15 protein-coding genes are annotated in these 14,876 nt (G+C 39.6%); 9 read left to right on the forward strand and 6 right to left on the reverse strand.

Annotated elements, in window-relative coordinates:
• Position 1 precedes the first annotated feature (1 nt).
• The 3 genes from AB3G38_RS17415 to AB3G38_RS17425 form a co-directional block, all read right to left on the reverse strand.
• Complete coding sequence (locus AB3G38_RS17415; protein ID WP_367865100.1) at positions 2-1,105, reverse strand: mechanosensitive ion channel family protein; 1,104 nt, start codon at positions 1,103-1,105, stop codon at positions 2-4.
• The gene (locus AB3G38_RS17420) at positions 1,093-2,514 is read right to left on the reverse strand and encodes an MBL fold metallo-hydrolase RNA specificity domain-containing protein (RefSeq protein ID WP_367865101.1); all 1,422 of its coding nucleotides are present in this window, start codon (positions 2,512-2,514) and stop codon (positions 1,093-1,095) included. Before AB3G38_RS17420 ends, AB3G38_RS17415 begins: the two co-directional genes overlap by 13 nt.
• 74 nt (positions 2,515-2,588) lie before the next feature.
• Positions 2,589-2,795 carry a YtxH domain-containing protein gene (locus AB3G38_RS17425; protein ID WP_367865102.1) on the reverse strand — a complete coding sequence of 69 codons (207 nt, stop codon included), beginning with the start codon at positions 2,793-2,795 and terminating at the stop codon, positions 2,589-2,591.
• Between the two features lie 92 nt (positions 2,796-2,887).
• On the opposite strand from AB3G38_RS17425, the gene AB3G38_RS17430 reads away from it, so the two are divergent.
• The 9 genes from AB3G38_RS17430 (at position 2,888) to AB3G38_RS17470 (ending at position 10,380) form a co-directional block, all read left to right on the forward strand.
• Positions 2,888-3,250 carry a hypothetical protein gene (locus AB3G38_RS17430; RefSeq protein WP_367865103.1) on the forward strand — a complete coding sequence of 121 codons (363 nt, stop codon included), beginning with the start codon at positions 2,888-2,890 and terminating at the stop codon, positions 3,248-3,250.
• A gap of 99 nt (positions 3,251-3,349) precedes the next feature.
• Positions 3,350-3,793 (forward strand): 50S ribosomal protein L13, encoded by a 444-nt coding sequence (gene rplM, locus AB3G38_RS17435; protein WP_068404336.1) that lies wholly within the window; start codon positions 3,350-3,352, stop codon positions 3,791-3,793.
• 16 nt (positions 3,794-3,809) lie between these two features.
• Complete coding sequence (gene rpsI, locus AB3G38_RS17440; protein WP_068404334.1) at positions 3,810-4,196, forward strand: 30S ribosomal protein S9; 387 nt, start codon at positions 3,810-3,812, stop codon at positions 4,194-4,196.
• A 20-nt stretch (positions 4,197-4,216) separates the two neighbouring features.
• Entirely contained in the window at positions 4,217-5,041 is an 825-nt protein-coding gene (gene rpsB / locus AB3G38_RS17445) for a 30S ribosomal protein S2 (RefSeq protein ID WP_068404332.1), read from the forward strand.
• A 105-nt stretch (positions 5,042-5,146) separates the two neighbouring features.
• Positions 5,147-5,983 carry a translation elongation factor Ts gene (gene tsf, locus AB3G38_RS17450; protein WP_367865104.1) on the forward strand — a complete coding sequence of 279 codons (837 nt, stop codon included), beginning with the start codon at positions 5,147-5,149 and terminating at the stop codon, positions 5,981-5,983.
• A gap of 96 nt (positions 5,984-6,079) precedes the next feature.
• A complete protein-coding gene (gene nagA, locus AB3G38_RS17455) occupies positions 6,080-7,189 on the forward strand; it encodes an N-acetylglucosamine-6-phosphate deacetylase (protein WP_367865105.1) in 1,110 nt (369 codons plus the stop codon).
• A 44-nt stretch (positions 7,190-7,233) separates the two neighbouring features.
• Positions 7,234-7,941, forward strand: a complete 708-nt coding sequence (gene pyrH, locus AB3G38_RS17460) for a UMP kinase (RefSeq protein ID WP_068404326.1) — start codon at positions 7,234-7,236, stop codon at positions 7,939-7,941.
• A 40-nt stretch (positions 7,942-7,981) separates the two neighbouring features.
• Positions 7,982-8,545 carry a ribosome recycling factor gene (gene frr, locus AB3G38_RS17465; protein WP_068404323.1) on the forward strand — a complete coding sequence of 188 codons (564 nt, stop codon included), beginning with the start codon at positions 7,982-7,984 and terminating at the stop codon, positions 8,543-8,545.
• A 95-nt stretch (positions 8,546-8,640) separates the two neighbouring features.
• Complete coding sequence (locus tag AB3G38_RS17470) at positions 8,641-10,380, forward strand: ABC transporter ATP-binding protein (protein ID WP_367865106.1); 1,740 nt, start codon at positions 8,641-8,643, stop codon at positions 10,378-10,380.
• A 3-nt stretch (positions 10,381-10,383) separates the two neighbouring features.
• Here AB3G38_RS17470 and AB3G38_RS17475 read toward each other — a convergent pair whose 3' ends face one another.
• The 3 genes from AB3G38_RS17475 to AB3G38_RS17485 form a co-directional block, all read right to left on the reverse strand.
• Positions 10,384-11,658: an MFS transporter gene (locus AB3G38_RS17475; protein ID WP_367865107.1), complete on the reverse strand. Its 1,275-nt coding sequence runs from the start codon at positions 11,656-11,658 to the stop codon at positions 10,384-10,386.
• A gap of 91 nt (positions 11,659-11,749) precedes the next feature.
• Positions 11,750-12,382, reverse strand: a complete 633-nt coding sequence (locus AB3G38_RS17480) for a thiamine phosphate synthase (RefSeq protein ID WP_068404317.1) — start codon at positions 12,380-12,382, stop codon at positions 11,750-11,752.
• A 37-nt stretch (positions 12,383-12,419) separates the two neighbouring features.
• Positions 12,420-14,870, reverse strand: a complete 2,451-nt coding sequence (locus AB3G38_RS17485; protein WP_367865108.1) for a TonB-dependent receptor — start codon at positions 14,868-14,870, stop codon at positions 12,420-12,422.
• Positions 14,871-14,876 lie beyond the last annotated feature (6 nt).

Below are 14,876 nucleotides of genomic sequence, written 5' to 3' on the forward strand. Positions count from 1 at the left end.
CCTATTTTTTTTGAAGGACAGCGTCTTCTGCTCCCTGAGCGTTACTGTCTTTATATTCCAGTCTCGTTTTCGGCAGGCTGTCCGGATAATTAGTTCTGATAAAAGCAATCATCTCTTCACGGACATAACAGCGCAGATCAAATGCCTGAGAGGAATTGCGGGCACTCATTAAAAAACGAACTTCTACCGTATTTTCTTTATTGTCTGTGAGCTGTACCACATTAACCCTTTTATCCCATAAAGGATGATCGGTCAGCAGCCTGGTTAATTCATCCCTTAACGGTGGAATAGGAATTGTATAATCGAGATATAGAAAAACAGTGCCCAGTAACTGTGCGGAGACTCTTGTCCAGTTCTGAAAAGGCTTTTCGATAAAATAAGTAATCGGTAAAATCAATCTCCGCTGATCCCAGATGTTGACAACAACATAAGTCAGTGTAATTTCCTCCACCCGGCCCCATTCTCCTTCGACAATCAGCACATCGTCAATCCTGATCGGCTGTGTAAAAGCGATCTGGAAACCTGCAAGTAAATTACCCAGTGACTTTTGAGCGGCGAAACCAATAATAATGCCACCAATCCCAACACCGGTCAGTAAGCCTGTACCGATTTTGCGCATACTCTCAAAGCTCAGCAAGATAATAGAAACAGTGACCAGGACAATCAATGAGACTACAAATTTTCTTATAAATTGTAACTGTGTCCTGATCTTTCTTTCCTTCAGGTTATCTTCTTTATTGAGGTCGTATTTATGATAAAAATAATCTTCGAGTACTTTAATAATCCGGATAAGGACTAAAGCAAAAGTGATGGTCAGGGCTATCTCTGTAATTCTGCTCAGCTGCGCCATGATGGATTTATTCATGACCATCAAACTCAGTGATATATTCAGGAATAATAGCGGTATGAAAACACCGACAGGCCCATTTAAGTGTTTAATGATGGACTCAATCTCAAATGTTGCCCAGAATCGTGCAAAAAACTTAAAGACTTTCCGAATGATTATAGTGAGTATAACTCCCAGTGTACAACTGCATACTGCAATAATTATATTTTGCAGAAATTGTGGTACCGGGTAACCAAAAAAATCATTTAAATACTCCATACAGGTTCAGTCTCGCAATCAAATACCTGGTGGTATTCAGGAATAACCACCTGCTTAAATCCATGATCATTTAGTCTTTTTGCAAAATGCTGCTGTACCGGATATTCTCCGTGTACCAGAAAAAGTTGTTTAACCAGTGCAGGGTCCTGAGAAGAAAGGAATTGAAGCAAATCTTCATAATCACCATGTGCACTCATAGAGCGGATGGAACGAATATCTGCAACAACGTCAAGATTTTCCCTGAATAAATAAACTTGTTTGTCTCCAGCCAGTAATCTGCCGGCGAGTGAACCAGGAGAAGCATAACCAACCATTAAAATTGTATTTTTACGATCGCCGATCGTGTTGCGGATATGATGCCTTATCCTTCCTCCTTCGGCCATGCCAGAAGCAGAAATGATTACACAAGGTCTGTTGTCATTGTTGAGTGCTTTAGATTCCACTACACTTTCAATGAATCTCAGTCCTTTGAAACTAAATGGATCTTCATCAGTTTTCATGACTTCCTTAACCCCATTGTTATAAACCTCGGGATGGTTCTTTAAAACTTCTGTAGCCTGAATGGATAAAGGACTATCTACGTAAACAGGTACATCTGGTAATTGGTGCTTAAGTTCAAGGTTATTCAGTGCATACAATAATTCCTGTGTTCTGCCTACACTAAATGCAGGAATAACCACTTTACCTCTTTTTTCTATACAGGTATGCTGTATAATTTCACGCAGCATGTTTTCTATAGGTTCAAGATCCTTATGCAGGGAGTCTCCATAAGTAGATTCCATGATAATGTAGTCTGCTTGCGAAAAAATCTGCGGGCTTTTGAGTATCAGATCTCCATAACGGCCAACGTCTCCGCTAAAAGTCAGGCGTGTGGATTTTCCATCTTCCTTTATCGTCAGATGTACTGCTGCACTGCCTACAATATGCCCTGCATCCGTGAAACATACAGCAACTTCCGGACAAATATCAAAACTAGTATCGTAGTCTATGGTTTTGAACTTACTTAATGTTTGAATTACATCATCTTCCGTATAAAGCGCTTTTTCCACTTCTTCGTTCTGAGGCCTTTTCTTATTTGCATATTCCGCATCCTGCTCCTGAATTTTTGCTGAATCCATTAAAAGAATTCTGGCCAGATCCATCGTTGCTGGTGTACAAAATATATTTCCTTTAAACCCTTCTGCAACTAAGCGCGGCAACAGACCACAATGGTCAATATGCGCATGCGAAAGAATCATGTAAGTGACCTTTGAAGGTTCGAACCCGAAATAGCTATTTAGCTTTTCTGTTGATTCGCCCATGCCCTGAAACATGCCGCAATCTAATAGTATCTGAGTCTGGTTTGTTAAAGTAATGAGGTGTTTACTACCAGTAACGGCGCGTGCAGCACCATGGAAAGCGATTTTCATCGGTTATATTTAGGTGTAATGGTCAGTAATGGCACCGGTAAGCATCCGGTGCCATCTATAATGTTAAAACAATATCAGGCTTTTACTTTTGCAATTTTGTCTTTTACAGTATCAGCTACGTCAAAAATTTTGTCTTTAGAAGCATCCAGCAGGTCACAGAACCAGTCTGTAACTTTATCTTTTACGTCATCGCTTTTGTCTGAAGATAAGATTAAAGCTACCGCAGCACCAAGGGCAGCTCCTGCCAATATACCTGCAACTATTTTCGTTTCTTTTGTCATAATAAATGTCTTTTTGTATTAGTGTAACAATATGCGAATAAAAAGGTTCTTAAATTTATATAATAAACGCTGTTTTTTGAAAAAATTGATGCATGCTTAGAACTTTATCTTATCTGAACCTGATTTTTGCCGTCCTTTATTTTTTGACGTATCTGCTGAATGGCAACCGGTGGGTTGTTTTCGGCTTATTGATTGTCATTGTTTTTAACTGGATGGTGTTGCGGAATATGGAGACTGAACAAGCCAGATGGTCTGTTTTACAGTGGGTGGCCGGATTTGTGACCTTACTATACGCTTCCTATATGGGCTATAGTGCGGTTTCATTATTAATTGATACAGTCAGTTATCATTATTATCCTGCAGAAACGGTTTTGCTGATTGTTTCTGGTTTGTTATTCTCATTTACGATCTTTTTGCAGCTTTTGGCAAGCTTATACAAAAAAATACATAAATAATTTGATTAACTATTTGAAAATTACACATATTAATCTATCTTTGCAGTCCCTAAATCCTAGGGAGAAAAAATAATTGTTTAACAAATTAAATACAAGCAAGTGAATACGTTAAGTTACAAAACTGTCTCTGCCAATGCTAAAACTGTTAACAAACAGTGGGTTGTTGTTGATGCACAAGGCGAGATTTTGGGGCGCTTGTCATCGAAGATCGCAATGATCATCCGTGGTAAAAACAAGCCTGAGTACACCCCACACGTAGACTGCGGCGATAATGTGATCGTTATCAATGCGGACAAGATTAAGTTGACCGGAAACAAAATGAACGACAAACAGTACGTTTCATATACTGGATATCCAGGTGGTCAGCGTTTCATCTCTCCAAAAGAGTTATTGGCGAAACATCCTACACGTGTAGTAGAAAAAGCAGTTCGTGGTATGTTACCTAAAACAAAATTAGGTGCAAAATTATACACCAACCTTTTTGTTTATGCAGGTACTGAGCATCCTCATGCAGCACAATCACCAAAAACCATTACACTTTAATTAAAGGAAGAAAGAAATGTCAGTTACTAACACTTCAGGAAGAAGAAAAACTGCTGTTGCGCGAATCTACATGCAAGAGGGCAACGGTACAATTACTGTTAACAGTAAAGATCACAAAGTATATTTCCCTACATTACCTTTACAATATATTGTAAACCAAAGTTTTGAAGTTTCAGAACTTATCGGTCAGTATGACGTAAAAGTAAACGTAGCAGGAGGTGGTATTAAAGGCCAGGCAGAAGCTGTTCGTTTAGCTATCGCTAAAGCTATTGTTGAAATAGATGCTGAGAAAAAACCGGCATTACGTGCTAAAGGGTTAATGACCCGTGATATGCGTATGGTTGAACGTAAGAAACCAGGTCGCAAGAAAGCTCGTAAAAAGTTCCAATTCAGTAAACGTTAATCTCAAGGAGGACAAAGACAATGGCAAGAACAACATATCAAGACTTATTGGATGCAGGTGTACATTTTGGTCACCTTACCCGCAAATGGAATCCGAAAATGGCACCATATATTTTTATGGAACGCAATGGGATTCACATTATAGATTTAAACAAAACTTTAACTAAAACTGAAGAAGCTGCTTCAGCGATCAAACAGATCGTAAAATCGGGTCGTAAGATCTTATTTGTAGCGACTAAGAAACAAGCTAAAGAAATCGTTGCTGATCAAGCAAGAAAAGTAAACATGCCTTTCGTAACTGAGCGTTGGTTAGGTGGTATGTTAACTAACTTCCAAACTGTACGTAAGTCAATCAAAAAGATGTCTAACATCGATAAAATGACTAAAGACGGTACTTACTCTATTCTTTCTAAGAAAGAGCGTTTGATGATCCAGCGTGAGCGTATCAAATTGGAAAGCTTATTAGGTGGTATCGCGGATTTAAACCGTTTACCAGCTGCTATCTTTTTAATTGACGTTAAAAAAGAGCATATCGCTGTTAGTGAGGCGTTGAAATTAAACATTCCAACTTTCGCAATGGTTGATACCAACTCTGATCCTTCTAACATCGATTTCCCTATTCCAGCGAATGATGATGCAACTAAATCTATTTCTTTAATTACTGATGTGATCATCAAAGCAATTGAAGAAGGTTTAGACGAGCGTAAACGTGAAAAAGATGATGAAGCTGAAAAAGAAGCTGTAGCTGCTAAAACTGCTGCTGATGCTCCTGAAACTGCTGCACCTGGCGCTAGAAGAGCAAGAAAAGAAAATGCTGAAACCGAAGAAGGTACAAGCGAAGCATAAATAATATATTTTTGGGTTGTATGTTGTGCGTTGCGGGTTCTTACTTACAACATACAATGTACAACCCATAATTTTTTAGATAAAAAACTTAAAAAAGAAAATAAAATGTCAGTACAAATTTCTGCAGCAGATGTAAACAAATTACGCCAACAAACCGGTGCCGGTATGATGGATTGCAAAAAAGCATTAATAGAGGCCAATGGCGATTTCGAAGCTGCGGTTGATTACTTACGTAAAAAAGGAGCTAAAGTTGCAGCAAGCCGTCAGGATCGTGATTCTAACGAAGGTGTTGTAATTGCAAAAGCTACAGCTGACGGAAAACGTGGTGTTGTAGTTGAGTTAAACTGCGAGACAGATTTCGTAGCTAAAAATGCTGATTTCATCGCTTTGGCAAATAAATTCACTGATTTAGCGGTTGAGAAAAACCCAGCTACTTTAGAAGAATTATTAGCGCTTGAAGTTGATGGTCAAAAAGTTTCTGACATCATCGTTGAAAACACTGGTAAAATCGGAGAGAAAATTGGTATCTCTAAATTTGAAACAGTATCAGGCGAAAAAGTTATCCCTTACATCCACAGTAACTACCGTTTAGGTGTTTTGGTTGCTTTAAACCAGGTTGTTGCTGGTGCTGACGAAGCTGGAAAAGATGTAGCTATGCAAATTGCTGCAATGAACCCGGTTGCTTTAGACAAAGCGGATGTAGACACACACACTATCGAGCGTGAAATGGAAATTGCTAAAGAGCAAATCCGTGCAGAAGGTAAACCAGAAGAAATGGTTGAGAAAATTGCTGCTGGTAAACTGAACAAGTTTTACAAAGACAGTACTTTATTAAACCAGGAATTTGTTAAGGATTCTTCTAAAGACGTTCGTAAATTTTTAAATGACACAGCTAACGGTTTAACTGTTACTGCATTTAAACGTGTTCAATTAGGATCATAGTTCCTTCAATGATAAATTAAAAGGTCCCTTATTTTAAGGGACTTTTTTTTTGCCCTGTATTTTTTGCCCATATTTAAAAACTGTTAAAAACAAGATATGATAGCAATCCAGAACTCCAGATTTTTCAAAGGTGACCAGCTGATTACCGATGCGACTGTTTTAATCGCAGATGGGTTAATCAAAGAAATTATCAAAGGCGATATCCCGGCAGGATATGAAGTCATAGACGCAGAAGGGAATTATCTGACTCCCGGATTTATGGATCTGCAAATATATGGTAGCGGAGGCAAGCTGTTTTCTGCTTATCCTGCAGCAGAGACATTAAAACAGATGGACGCTGATCTGGTCAGTAAAGGAACAACTGGTTTTCTTGCTTGTGTGGCCACCAATACACCAGATATCTTTAAGCAGGCCATTGAAGCAGCTAAAGCTTATAAGCCATATGCCCGTGCTTTCTTAGGACTGCACTTAGAGGGACCTTATTTAAATCCTGAAAGATTAGGAGCTCATCCGCTGGAATATGTACATAAAGCTACGCTGGAAGAAGTAAAGGAATTAATTGAAAATTCGGACGGTGTAGTGAAGATGATGACCATTGCGCACGAACTACAGGACGATGAAATCATCAATTATTTGCTGGATCAGGGAATCGTGCTTTCTTTAGGACATAGCAATGCCAGTTTTGAACAGGCAAATCATGCTTATAACAGCGGCTTTACCACAACCACGCATTTGTATAACGCGATGCCTGGTATCCACCACAGAAATCCAAATTTACCAACGGCAGTCTTTAATCATCCAACCGCTATGGCCAGTATCATTGCTGATGGCGCTCATGTTGATTTTGAAATTGTCAAAATGACTTATAAATTAATGCCTGAACGTTTGTTCCTGATCACAGATGCAGTTACCGCATGTAATATAGGGCCTTATCAGCATCAGCTGGAAGGTTCCAGATATGTAACTCCTGCAGGCACGATTTCAGGTTCTAACATCACTTTGCTGGATGCAGTACGCAATTGTGTGAACCATTGTGATGTACCGCTGTCGGCAGCCTTAAATATGGCTTCAGCTCATCCGGCAAGAGTTTTGAGAATGGAGGCAGAATATGGACAGATAGCCGTAGGAAAAGCAGCAGATTTGTTGTTAATTACAGATCAGCTGGCCCTGCAAAAGGTTTTTGTCGCAGGTTTAATAAACGTTTGAACATTTCAGCTTAATAATTAAAACAAATAGTTATTTTTGGAGTCATGAAGTATAAAAGGATCCTACTCAAGTTAAGCGGAGAGTCGCTAATGGGCGAAAAGCAATATGGTATTGATAATGACCGCGTTAAGCAATACGCAGAAGATATTAAAGCTGTTCATGCACAGGGCCTGGAAATTGCAATAGTTATAGGTGGTGGTAATATTTTCAGAGGTTTGAGCGCAGAGAAATCTGGTATGGATCGTGCACAAGCTGATTATATGGGAATGTTAGCTACTGTAATTAACAGTATGGCTTTACAGGATGCACTGGAAAAAGTAGGACTTAAAACAAGATTACTTACCGCCATTAAAATGGAGCAGATCTGTGAACCATTTATTCGCAGAAGAGCAGTAAGACACCTTGAAAAAGGCCGCGTTGTTATTTTTGGTGCGGGTACTGGAAATCCTTACTTCACAACAGATTCAGCTGCGGCACTACGCGCAATTGAAATTAAAGCAGACGTTGTACTGAAAGGTACACGTGTAGATGGTATTTATACTGCTGATCCTGAAAAAGATCCGACAGCAACACGTTATACTGAAATTTCTTTCAAGGAAGTTTATTCGAAAGGACTAAACGTGATGGATATGACCGCCTTTACACTTTGCGAAGAAAATGAGCTTCCTATTATCGTTTTCGATATGAATAAAACAGGAAACTTCATGAAAATTGCACAGGGCGAAGAAATCGGAACACTGGTAAAAGGCTAAATTTAATACAAATATATTTTTTCGATAAAAAGCACAAATTATGAACGACCTCATAAAGAAACAATTACAAGATGCTCAGGCAACAATGGACAAAGCAATTGCGCATTGTGAAACTGAATTGACTAAAATACGTGCGGGTAAGGCTTCAGTAGGTATGCTGGATGGAATTATGGTAGACTATTATGGCAGTGCAACTGGCCTGGCTCAGGTAGCGAGTTTAACTACTCCTGATGCACGTACTATTTTGGTTCAGCCGTGGGAAAAAAACATGTTAGTTCCAATCGAACGCGCAATTATGGAAGCTAACATTGGTATCAATCCGCAAAATGATGGTATTGTTATTCGTCTGGTAGTTCCACCACTAACTGAAGAACGTAGAAAAGACCTGGTTAAAAAGGTTAAAGAAGAAGCAGAACGCGGACGTATCACAGTGCGTAACATCCGTAAAGACGCCAATGAGAAAATTAAAAAGCTGAAAGGTGAAGGAGTTTCTGATGATGAAATCAAGGCAGGTGAAGGTGAAGTACAGAAAATAACGGATATTTATATTGTAAAGGTGGATAAACACGCTGAAGCAAAAGAGAAAGATGTAATGACGGTATAATCCGGATTTGCTCAAATATAATTTAAGAGTAATTAAAAGGGAATATAGCTTTTGCTATATTCCCTTTGTTTATTTTTGCGCTCTATTTTTGCGCCATGAATTTATTAGTACAATATCTTAAAAATTATAAATGGATAGTCTGTCTTGCACTGGTTCTTGCAGCCATTAACATCGGCTTTTCATTACTTGACCCTTATATCACCGGACGTATTGTAGATAGGTTCATTGAGAAAAAGGATGTGTTGAGCCGGGATCAGTTCGTCTGGGGTGTTTTAGGCCTGATTGGCCTGGGCGTCGGCGCAGCAATGGTCTCCCGTATTGCAAAGAATTTCCAGGATTATTTTACCAGCATTATTGTTCAGAAAGTTGGCGCACAGATGTATGCCGATGGCCTTAAACACTCACTGGAATTACCTTACCAGGTTTTTGAAGATCAGCGAAGCGGAGAAACGCTTGGAATTCTTCAGAAAGTAAGGCTGGATAGCGAGAAATTTATTACTTCTTTCATCAGTATTCTATTTGTCAGTTTGATCGGGATGGTTTTTGTCATCGTCTATTCCGTTACTGTAAGTTATAAAGTAACCGTAATTTATTTTCTGGCTATTCCGGTGATTAGCTTTGTCAGCTGGTTTTTAAGCCGTAAAATTAAAGTGATTCAACGTAATATTGTTGCTGAGACTACTGCATTGGCTGGCTCAACAACAGAATCCTTAAGAAATATTGAGCTGGTAAAGAGTTTAGGGCTTGCCAATCAAGAGATAGACCGCCTGAATAAAACTACCTACAAAATTCTGGGTTTGGAACTCAGAAAGGTTAAATACGTAAGAAGTATGAGTTTTGTACAGGGAACCACAGTTAACCTGGTCAGAAGTATTATGGTTGTTGTGCTGTTGATTCTTATTTTTGAAAATACAATCTCAGCAGGTCAGTATTTCTCTTTCCTGTTTTATTCATTTTTCCTTTTTGGACCTTTGCAGGAATTAGGTAATGTCATTCTTTCCTGGAGAGAAGCAGAAGTTTCTCTGGGTAATTTCAAAAAGATACTGAGTACACCAATTGACAAGAAGCCTTTAAATCCTAAAGTGCTGAACAAAATTGAATCATTGGAATTTTCAGCATTAAATTTCAGACACCTTACTGGAAAAACAAATGCGCTGAACGGAATTAATTTTAAAGCCAATGATGGAGAGACTATTGCTTTTGTAGGGCCATCAGGTTCAGGAAAAACGACTTTAGTGAAGCTTTTAGTAGGTCTTTATCAGCCAGAAGTAGGACAAGTATTGTATAATGGTATTTCAAGTAAAGAGATTGATCTGGATCAGCTGAGAGAAAAAATAGGTTTTGTGACTCAGGATACGCAGCTGTTCTCCGGTACGATCAGGGAAAACCTTCAGTTTGTCCGTCCGGGAGCTACAGACGAAGAATGTTTGCGCGTGATGGAGCAGGCAGCTTGTCAGACGCTTTTAGCACGGGCAGACAAAGGACTGGATACGGTGATCGGAGAAGGTGGAGTGAAAGTATCCGGCGGTGAAAAACAAAGGCTCTCTATTGCCAGGGCTTTATTGCGCAGACCAGATATCCTGGTATTTGATGAGGCTACTTCCTCTTTAGATTCCCTGACCGAAGAAGAGATCACTGCTACGATCAGAGAAGTTTCAGAATTTACGAATCATATCACGATACTGATTGCACACCGGTTATCAACAATCCGTCATGCAGACCGGATTTATGTACTTGAAAAGGGTCATATCATCGAACAGGGCAAACATGCAGACCTCTTAGAAGAGAAAGGACTGTATTATGCTATGTGGAGACAGCAGGTAGGAGAAAGATAAAGCTTAAACTGTTTCTTCGTGAATATCCTGTAAGGTGAGGCCAAGCAGACTTTTAGTTTTGGTATAAGTGATACCTGCGATGATTATAGTCATGCAGCCACCAAACACCACTGCCGGAACAGTTCTCATTAACTTTGCAGTAAGCCCGGATTCAAAAGCACCGATTTCGTTAGAAGAACCAATAAACATACTATTTACAGCTGATACCCGGCCACGCATACGGTCGGGTGTCAGTAATTGCATGATTGTAGACCGGATCAGGACGCTGACGCTATCAAATGCGCCTTCCATGAACAGGAACACTAAAGTCAGATAGAAGTTCTTAGAAAGGCCGTAACAGATAATACTTGTGCCGAAGCCAACTACAGCTACCAGCAGGTTCCTCCAGGGTTTGTTCATCGGGGAGACCCTGGTCATGACCAGCATGGTCAGTACTGCGCCTGCCGAAGCTGCTGCGCGCATAAAACCGAGTCCTTCAGAACCTACCTTTAAAATGTCATTCGCAAAAACAGGTAATAAAGCAACTGCGCCCCCAAAAAATACGGAGAACAAATCAAGGCTCATTGCACCAAGCATCATTTTACTCTTGAATACGAACTGTACGCCTTCTGTCAGGCTTTTCATAATACTTTCTTTAGGAATATATTTTGGCGGATGTGATTTCAGGAAAAATACACAGACTAAAGCGATCAGTATAAAAGCGATGATTACTGTATAAGTAACCGTGATTCCGTAAAAGCCGTAAACCAGTCCTCCAACAGCAGGCCCCAAAATGGATGCGGCCATATAAGAAGAACTGTTCCAGGTACTGGAATTGGGATAAAGTTCTCTGGGAATGGTTATGGCCATTAAAGAAGAAGTAGCCGGGCTAAAGAACCCTCTGGCTATACCTATTCCGAATACCATGCAATACATAATAGGGATGATATAACTTTCCGGAACATATGGATGCATTTGAGGGGAGGTTGCAATCAGCATGATCAGTGAGCAGATAAAAACGCCCAGAAATATTTTCAGTAACAGCCCTCTTTTTTCAGATTTGTCTGCAATATATCCTCCATAGAGTGCAATCCCGATAGCGGGGAGTGCTTCACAAAGACCAACCAGCCCTAAAGCAAGCGGATCTTTCGTTAAGTGATAAATGTGGAAGCCGATAATTACAGCTTGCATCTGATAGGCAAACGTAAAAAAGAAACGCATACCAAGAAAAGATCTGAATTCCCTGTAGCGCAGGGCGGCGTAAGGATCTTGTTTATCTACAATTGTGGGACTGTCCAAAGGAAAATGATTTGAAACAAATGTATAGTATAAGCAAGTCTTTTTGAAATGTAATGTCAAATATGACAAAGCCATATTTGACATTAATAAATTATTTTACAAGATCATAGAAATCCTGATAAGCATGCTTCATGTTTTCTGCCTGGTTGATGGCAGAAGAAGCTGCAATTCCAAAGATGCCTGTTTCCAGTAAAGCTTCTACATCAGTTAATTTTACACCACCGACAGCTAATACCGGAAGATCAATTTCTTTTTCTTTTAAAGCTGAAGCAATTTTTGCATAACCTTCCAGGCCTAACCATGGAGCATTATTCGGCTTCGTATCCGTATGGCTGAACGGACCACAGCCTGCATAATCGGCGCCTTCTCTGGCTAACCTGAGTAATCCTTCTAAGGTATTGGAAGAACCGCCAATAGTAATGTCTTCTCCTAACTGCTCACGCAATGCACTGAAATCGGCATCCATGTCTTCGATATGAAAACCCTGTATATCTGCTTTTCTGTTCAAATGAATGTGATTGGTTACAATCAGTGTTGCGCCCCAGTCATCACAAATTTCTGCGATGGCATGAATATCCTTTAAAAGAGCTTCGTCATCCTTAGTCAAACAACGGTATTGAACCCACTTGGCGCCTGCTTCACAAGCAATTTGTGCCTGTTCAATATGCGTTAAGGCATCAATATCATGTGTGATAAACTGAAGCTTTTCGATGAATTTTTTCATGAGTTTATATCTTATTAAAATTTTCTAAAGTTAAATCTTAAAACTTAACATTTAAGGATAATAATAAGTTGGTTCCTGCCTGCGGGAAATAGAAATTCTCTGTTACACGGTTACCACCACTATAAGATCCATAGGTATATCCATTACTCTCATACTTTTTATCCAGAATGTTGTTAACCAGTAAACCGATGTTCATATTTTTCACCCCTTTAAAGCTGAAATCATAACCTAAACGGACATTGTTTACCCAGTACCCATTCAACTTTCTGCCTTCATTCTGTGTATTGTCCATATACTGTTTGCTCACGTACTTGCTTTGTAAAGCTACAGCGAAACTGGTAAACGGTTTATAAACCAGCTCCCCGAATAATACCGCATCCGGTGAAAAAGAAATAGTAGTATTCGTGTAATTGTAGGTATCCTCTTTTTTCGTATCATAATTATAAATGAACTCAGAGAAGTCTTTAATTTTATTTCTGCTCCATGCAGCATTGGCATTCATCAGAAAATGACGGCTTAAAGTATAGGATCCATCAAATTCAACTCCAATTCTGGAACTGTTAGGAACATTCTGACGGATCGGAGCACCCACATCACTTAGCTTTCCGGTAACTACCAGCTGATCTTTGTAGAACATGCCATATACGTTTACGCCCGCACTGTATTGTGCATCTTTGATCCGGTATCCGGCTTCTGCATTATACAACCTTTCAGGATGTGGAAGAGTACCCACATTTGCATTCACATAATCATCGCGGTTACCCTCCTTGTTGGCAATACTTAAAGAAGCATAGAGATTGCTTTTTGGATTTAAAAAGTAAGATGCACCAAGTTTAGGATTGAAGAAGTTCAGCTTATCATGGATATTTAAAGGCAATAAATCATTGTCATTACCTGTGATATCGTAATTCAATCTTCTGTATTGCAGGTCTGCAAATAAGTTCAGTTTTTCAACTGGGCTGTAAGAAACCTTCGCAAAAATATTGAAATCATTTTTATTTCCGTCTCCATCATAATAATGATCAGAGTTATTCAGGTTCGAAGAGGTTTGTGACCAGTTGATTTGCCCGTAATGTTGCCCGCGGTATTGGTTATAAGCACCACCTACTGTGAAATTGAGTTGAGAAGACGCTTTGTAATTGAAACTGTAAGTTGCGCCGTAAAAATTATTGTTTAACCAGCGTCTGCGGACAAGATCCGTTATCAATACTGGTGCGCCGTTAATAATCGGGTTCTCTAAGCCATAATCGGCAAATTTTTGTTTTGCTTTAAACTCTTCATAATAGCCTCTTCCATAAGTGTAATGTAAGGCCCCATTAAAAGAGAACCTGTCATTAAACTGTTTCGCATACAATACCTGGTAATGATCCTGCCAGTAGTTATCATTTTGATCTTTGTATAAGAATGAATTGTACTTCCTGTTATCTGCAGTTAATAAGTTTGTCGCATCAGCTCCGGTTATCTCATTTCTTGCGATATAATCATTGATCCCCTGCACATCACCTCTTAACTTCGATTCGGGAACACCATTCCAGGACTGGTAAGTTTTCTCTGAACCAGAAAAGACATTGATCCGTAACAGATCAGTTTTGCCATGATAGGCGCCAGACAGGAAATAAGATTTTAATAAGGATGCGCCACGGTCTACAAAACCATCAGATTGTATCCGGGACAAACGGCCATCAAAACTGAATTTATTATCAATCAATCCTGTTCCGATTTTCACTGTGTTTTTTAAAGTGTTGAAAGAACCATAGGTACTGTTAACTTCTGCATAAGGTTCTAAACCTGGTGCAGAGGTCTGTATGTTCAGGCTTCCGCCAAAGGCACCTGCACCATTTGTAGAAGTTCCCACGCCACGCTGAATCTGAATACTCTCTACTGAGGAAGCAAAATCAGGCATATTTACCCAGAATGAACCTTGACTTTCCGCATCATTTAAAGGAATTCCGTTAACTGTAACGTTGACCCTTGTCGCATCACTCCCCCTGATCCGGATACCTGTGTAACCTACTCCGGTTCCTGCATCAGAAGTAACCACCACACCTGGCGTATTGTTGATGATGAAAGGTAAATCCTGTCCGAAATTATTGGCTTCAATATCAGATTTGCTGACATTCTTATAAGTCGTACCTGACTTTTCTGTAGCCCTTGTCGCCATGACAATAACTTCATCTGCAAGATATGCTGAAGGCTCCAGGGTGAAATCGATATGCTGATCTCCATTGACTTCAATAGTTTTGTGCTGTGTTTCATAACCAACAAAACTTACGGTCAGCACATACTTACCCGCTTTAACATTTTTAAGCTCATATGCTCCCTGAGCATTGCTGCTGGAACCAATATTAGTGTTTTTTAAGCTGACACTTGCTCCTGGTAAACTGGTCTGTTTTGTTTTTTCGGAAACTGATCCCGAAATTGTGAATTGCGCGCTGGCAAATACTGGTAAAAGGAACACAGCTATAACTGCGATCAATAATGTTTTCAATTTGCT

The sequence above is a fragment of the Pedobacter sp. WC2423 genome, assembly GCF_040822065.1.
Lineage (GTDB): Bacteria > Bacteroidota > Bacteroidia > Sphingobacteriales > Sphingobacteriaceae > Pedobacter.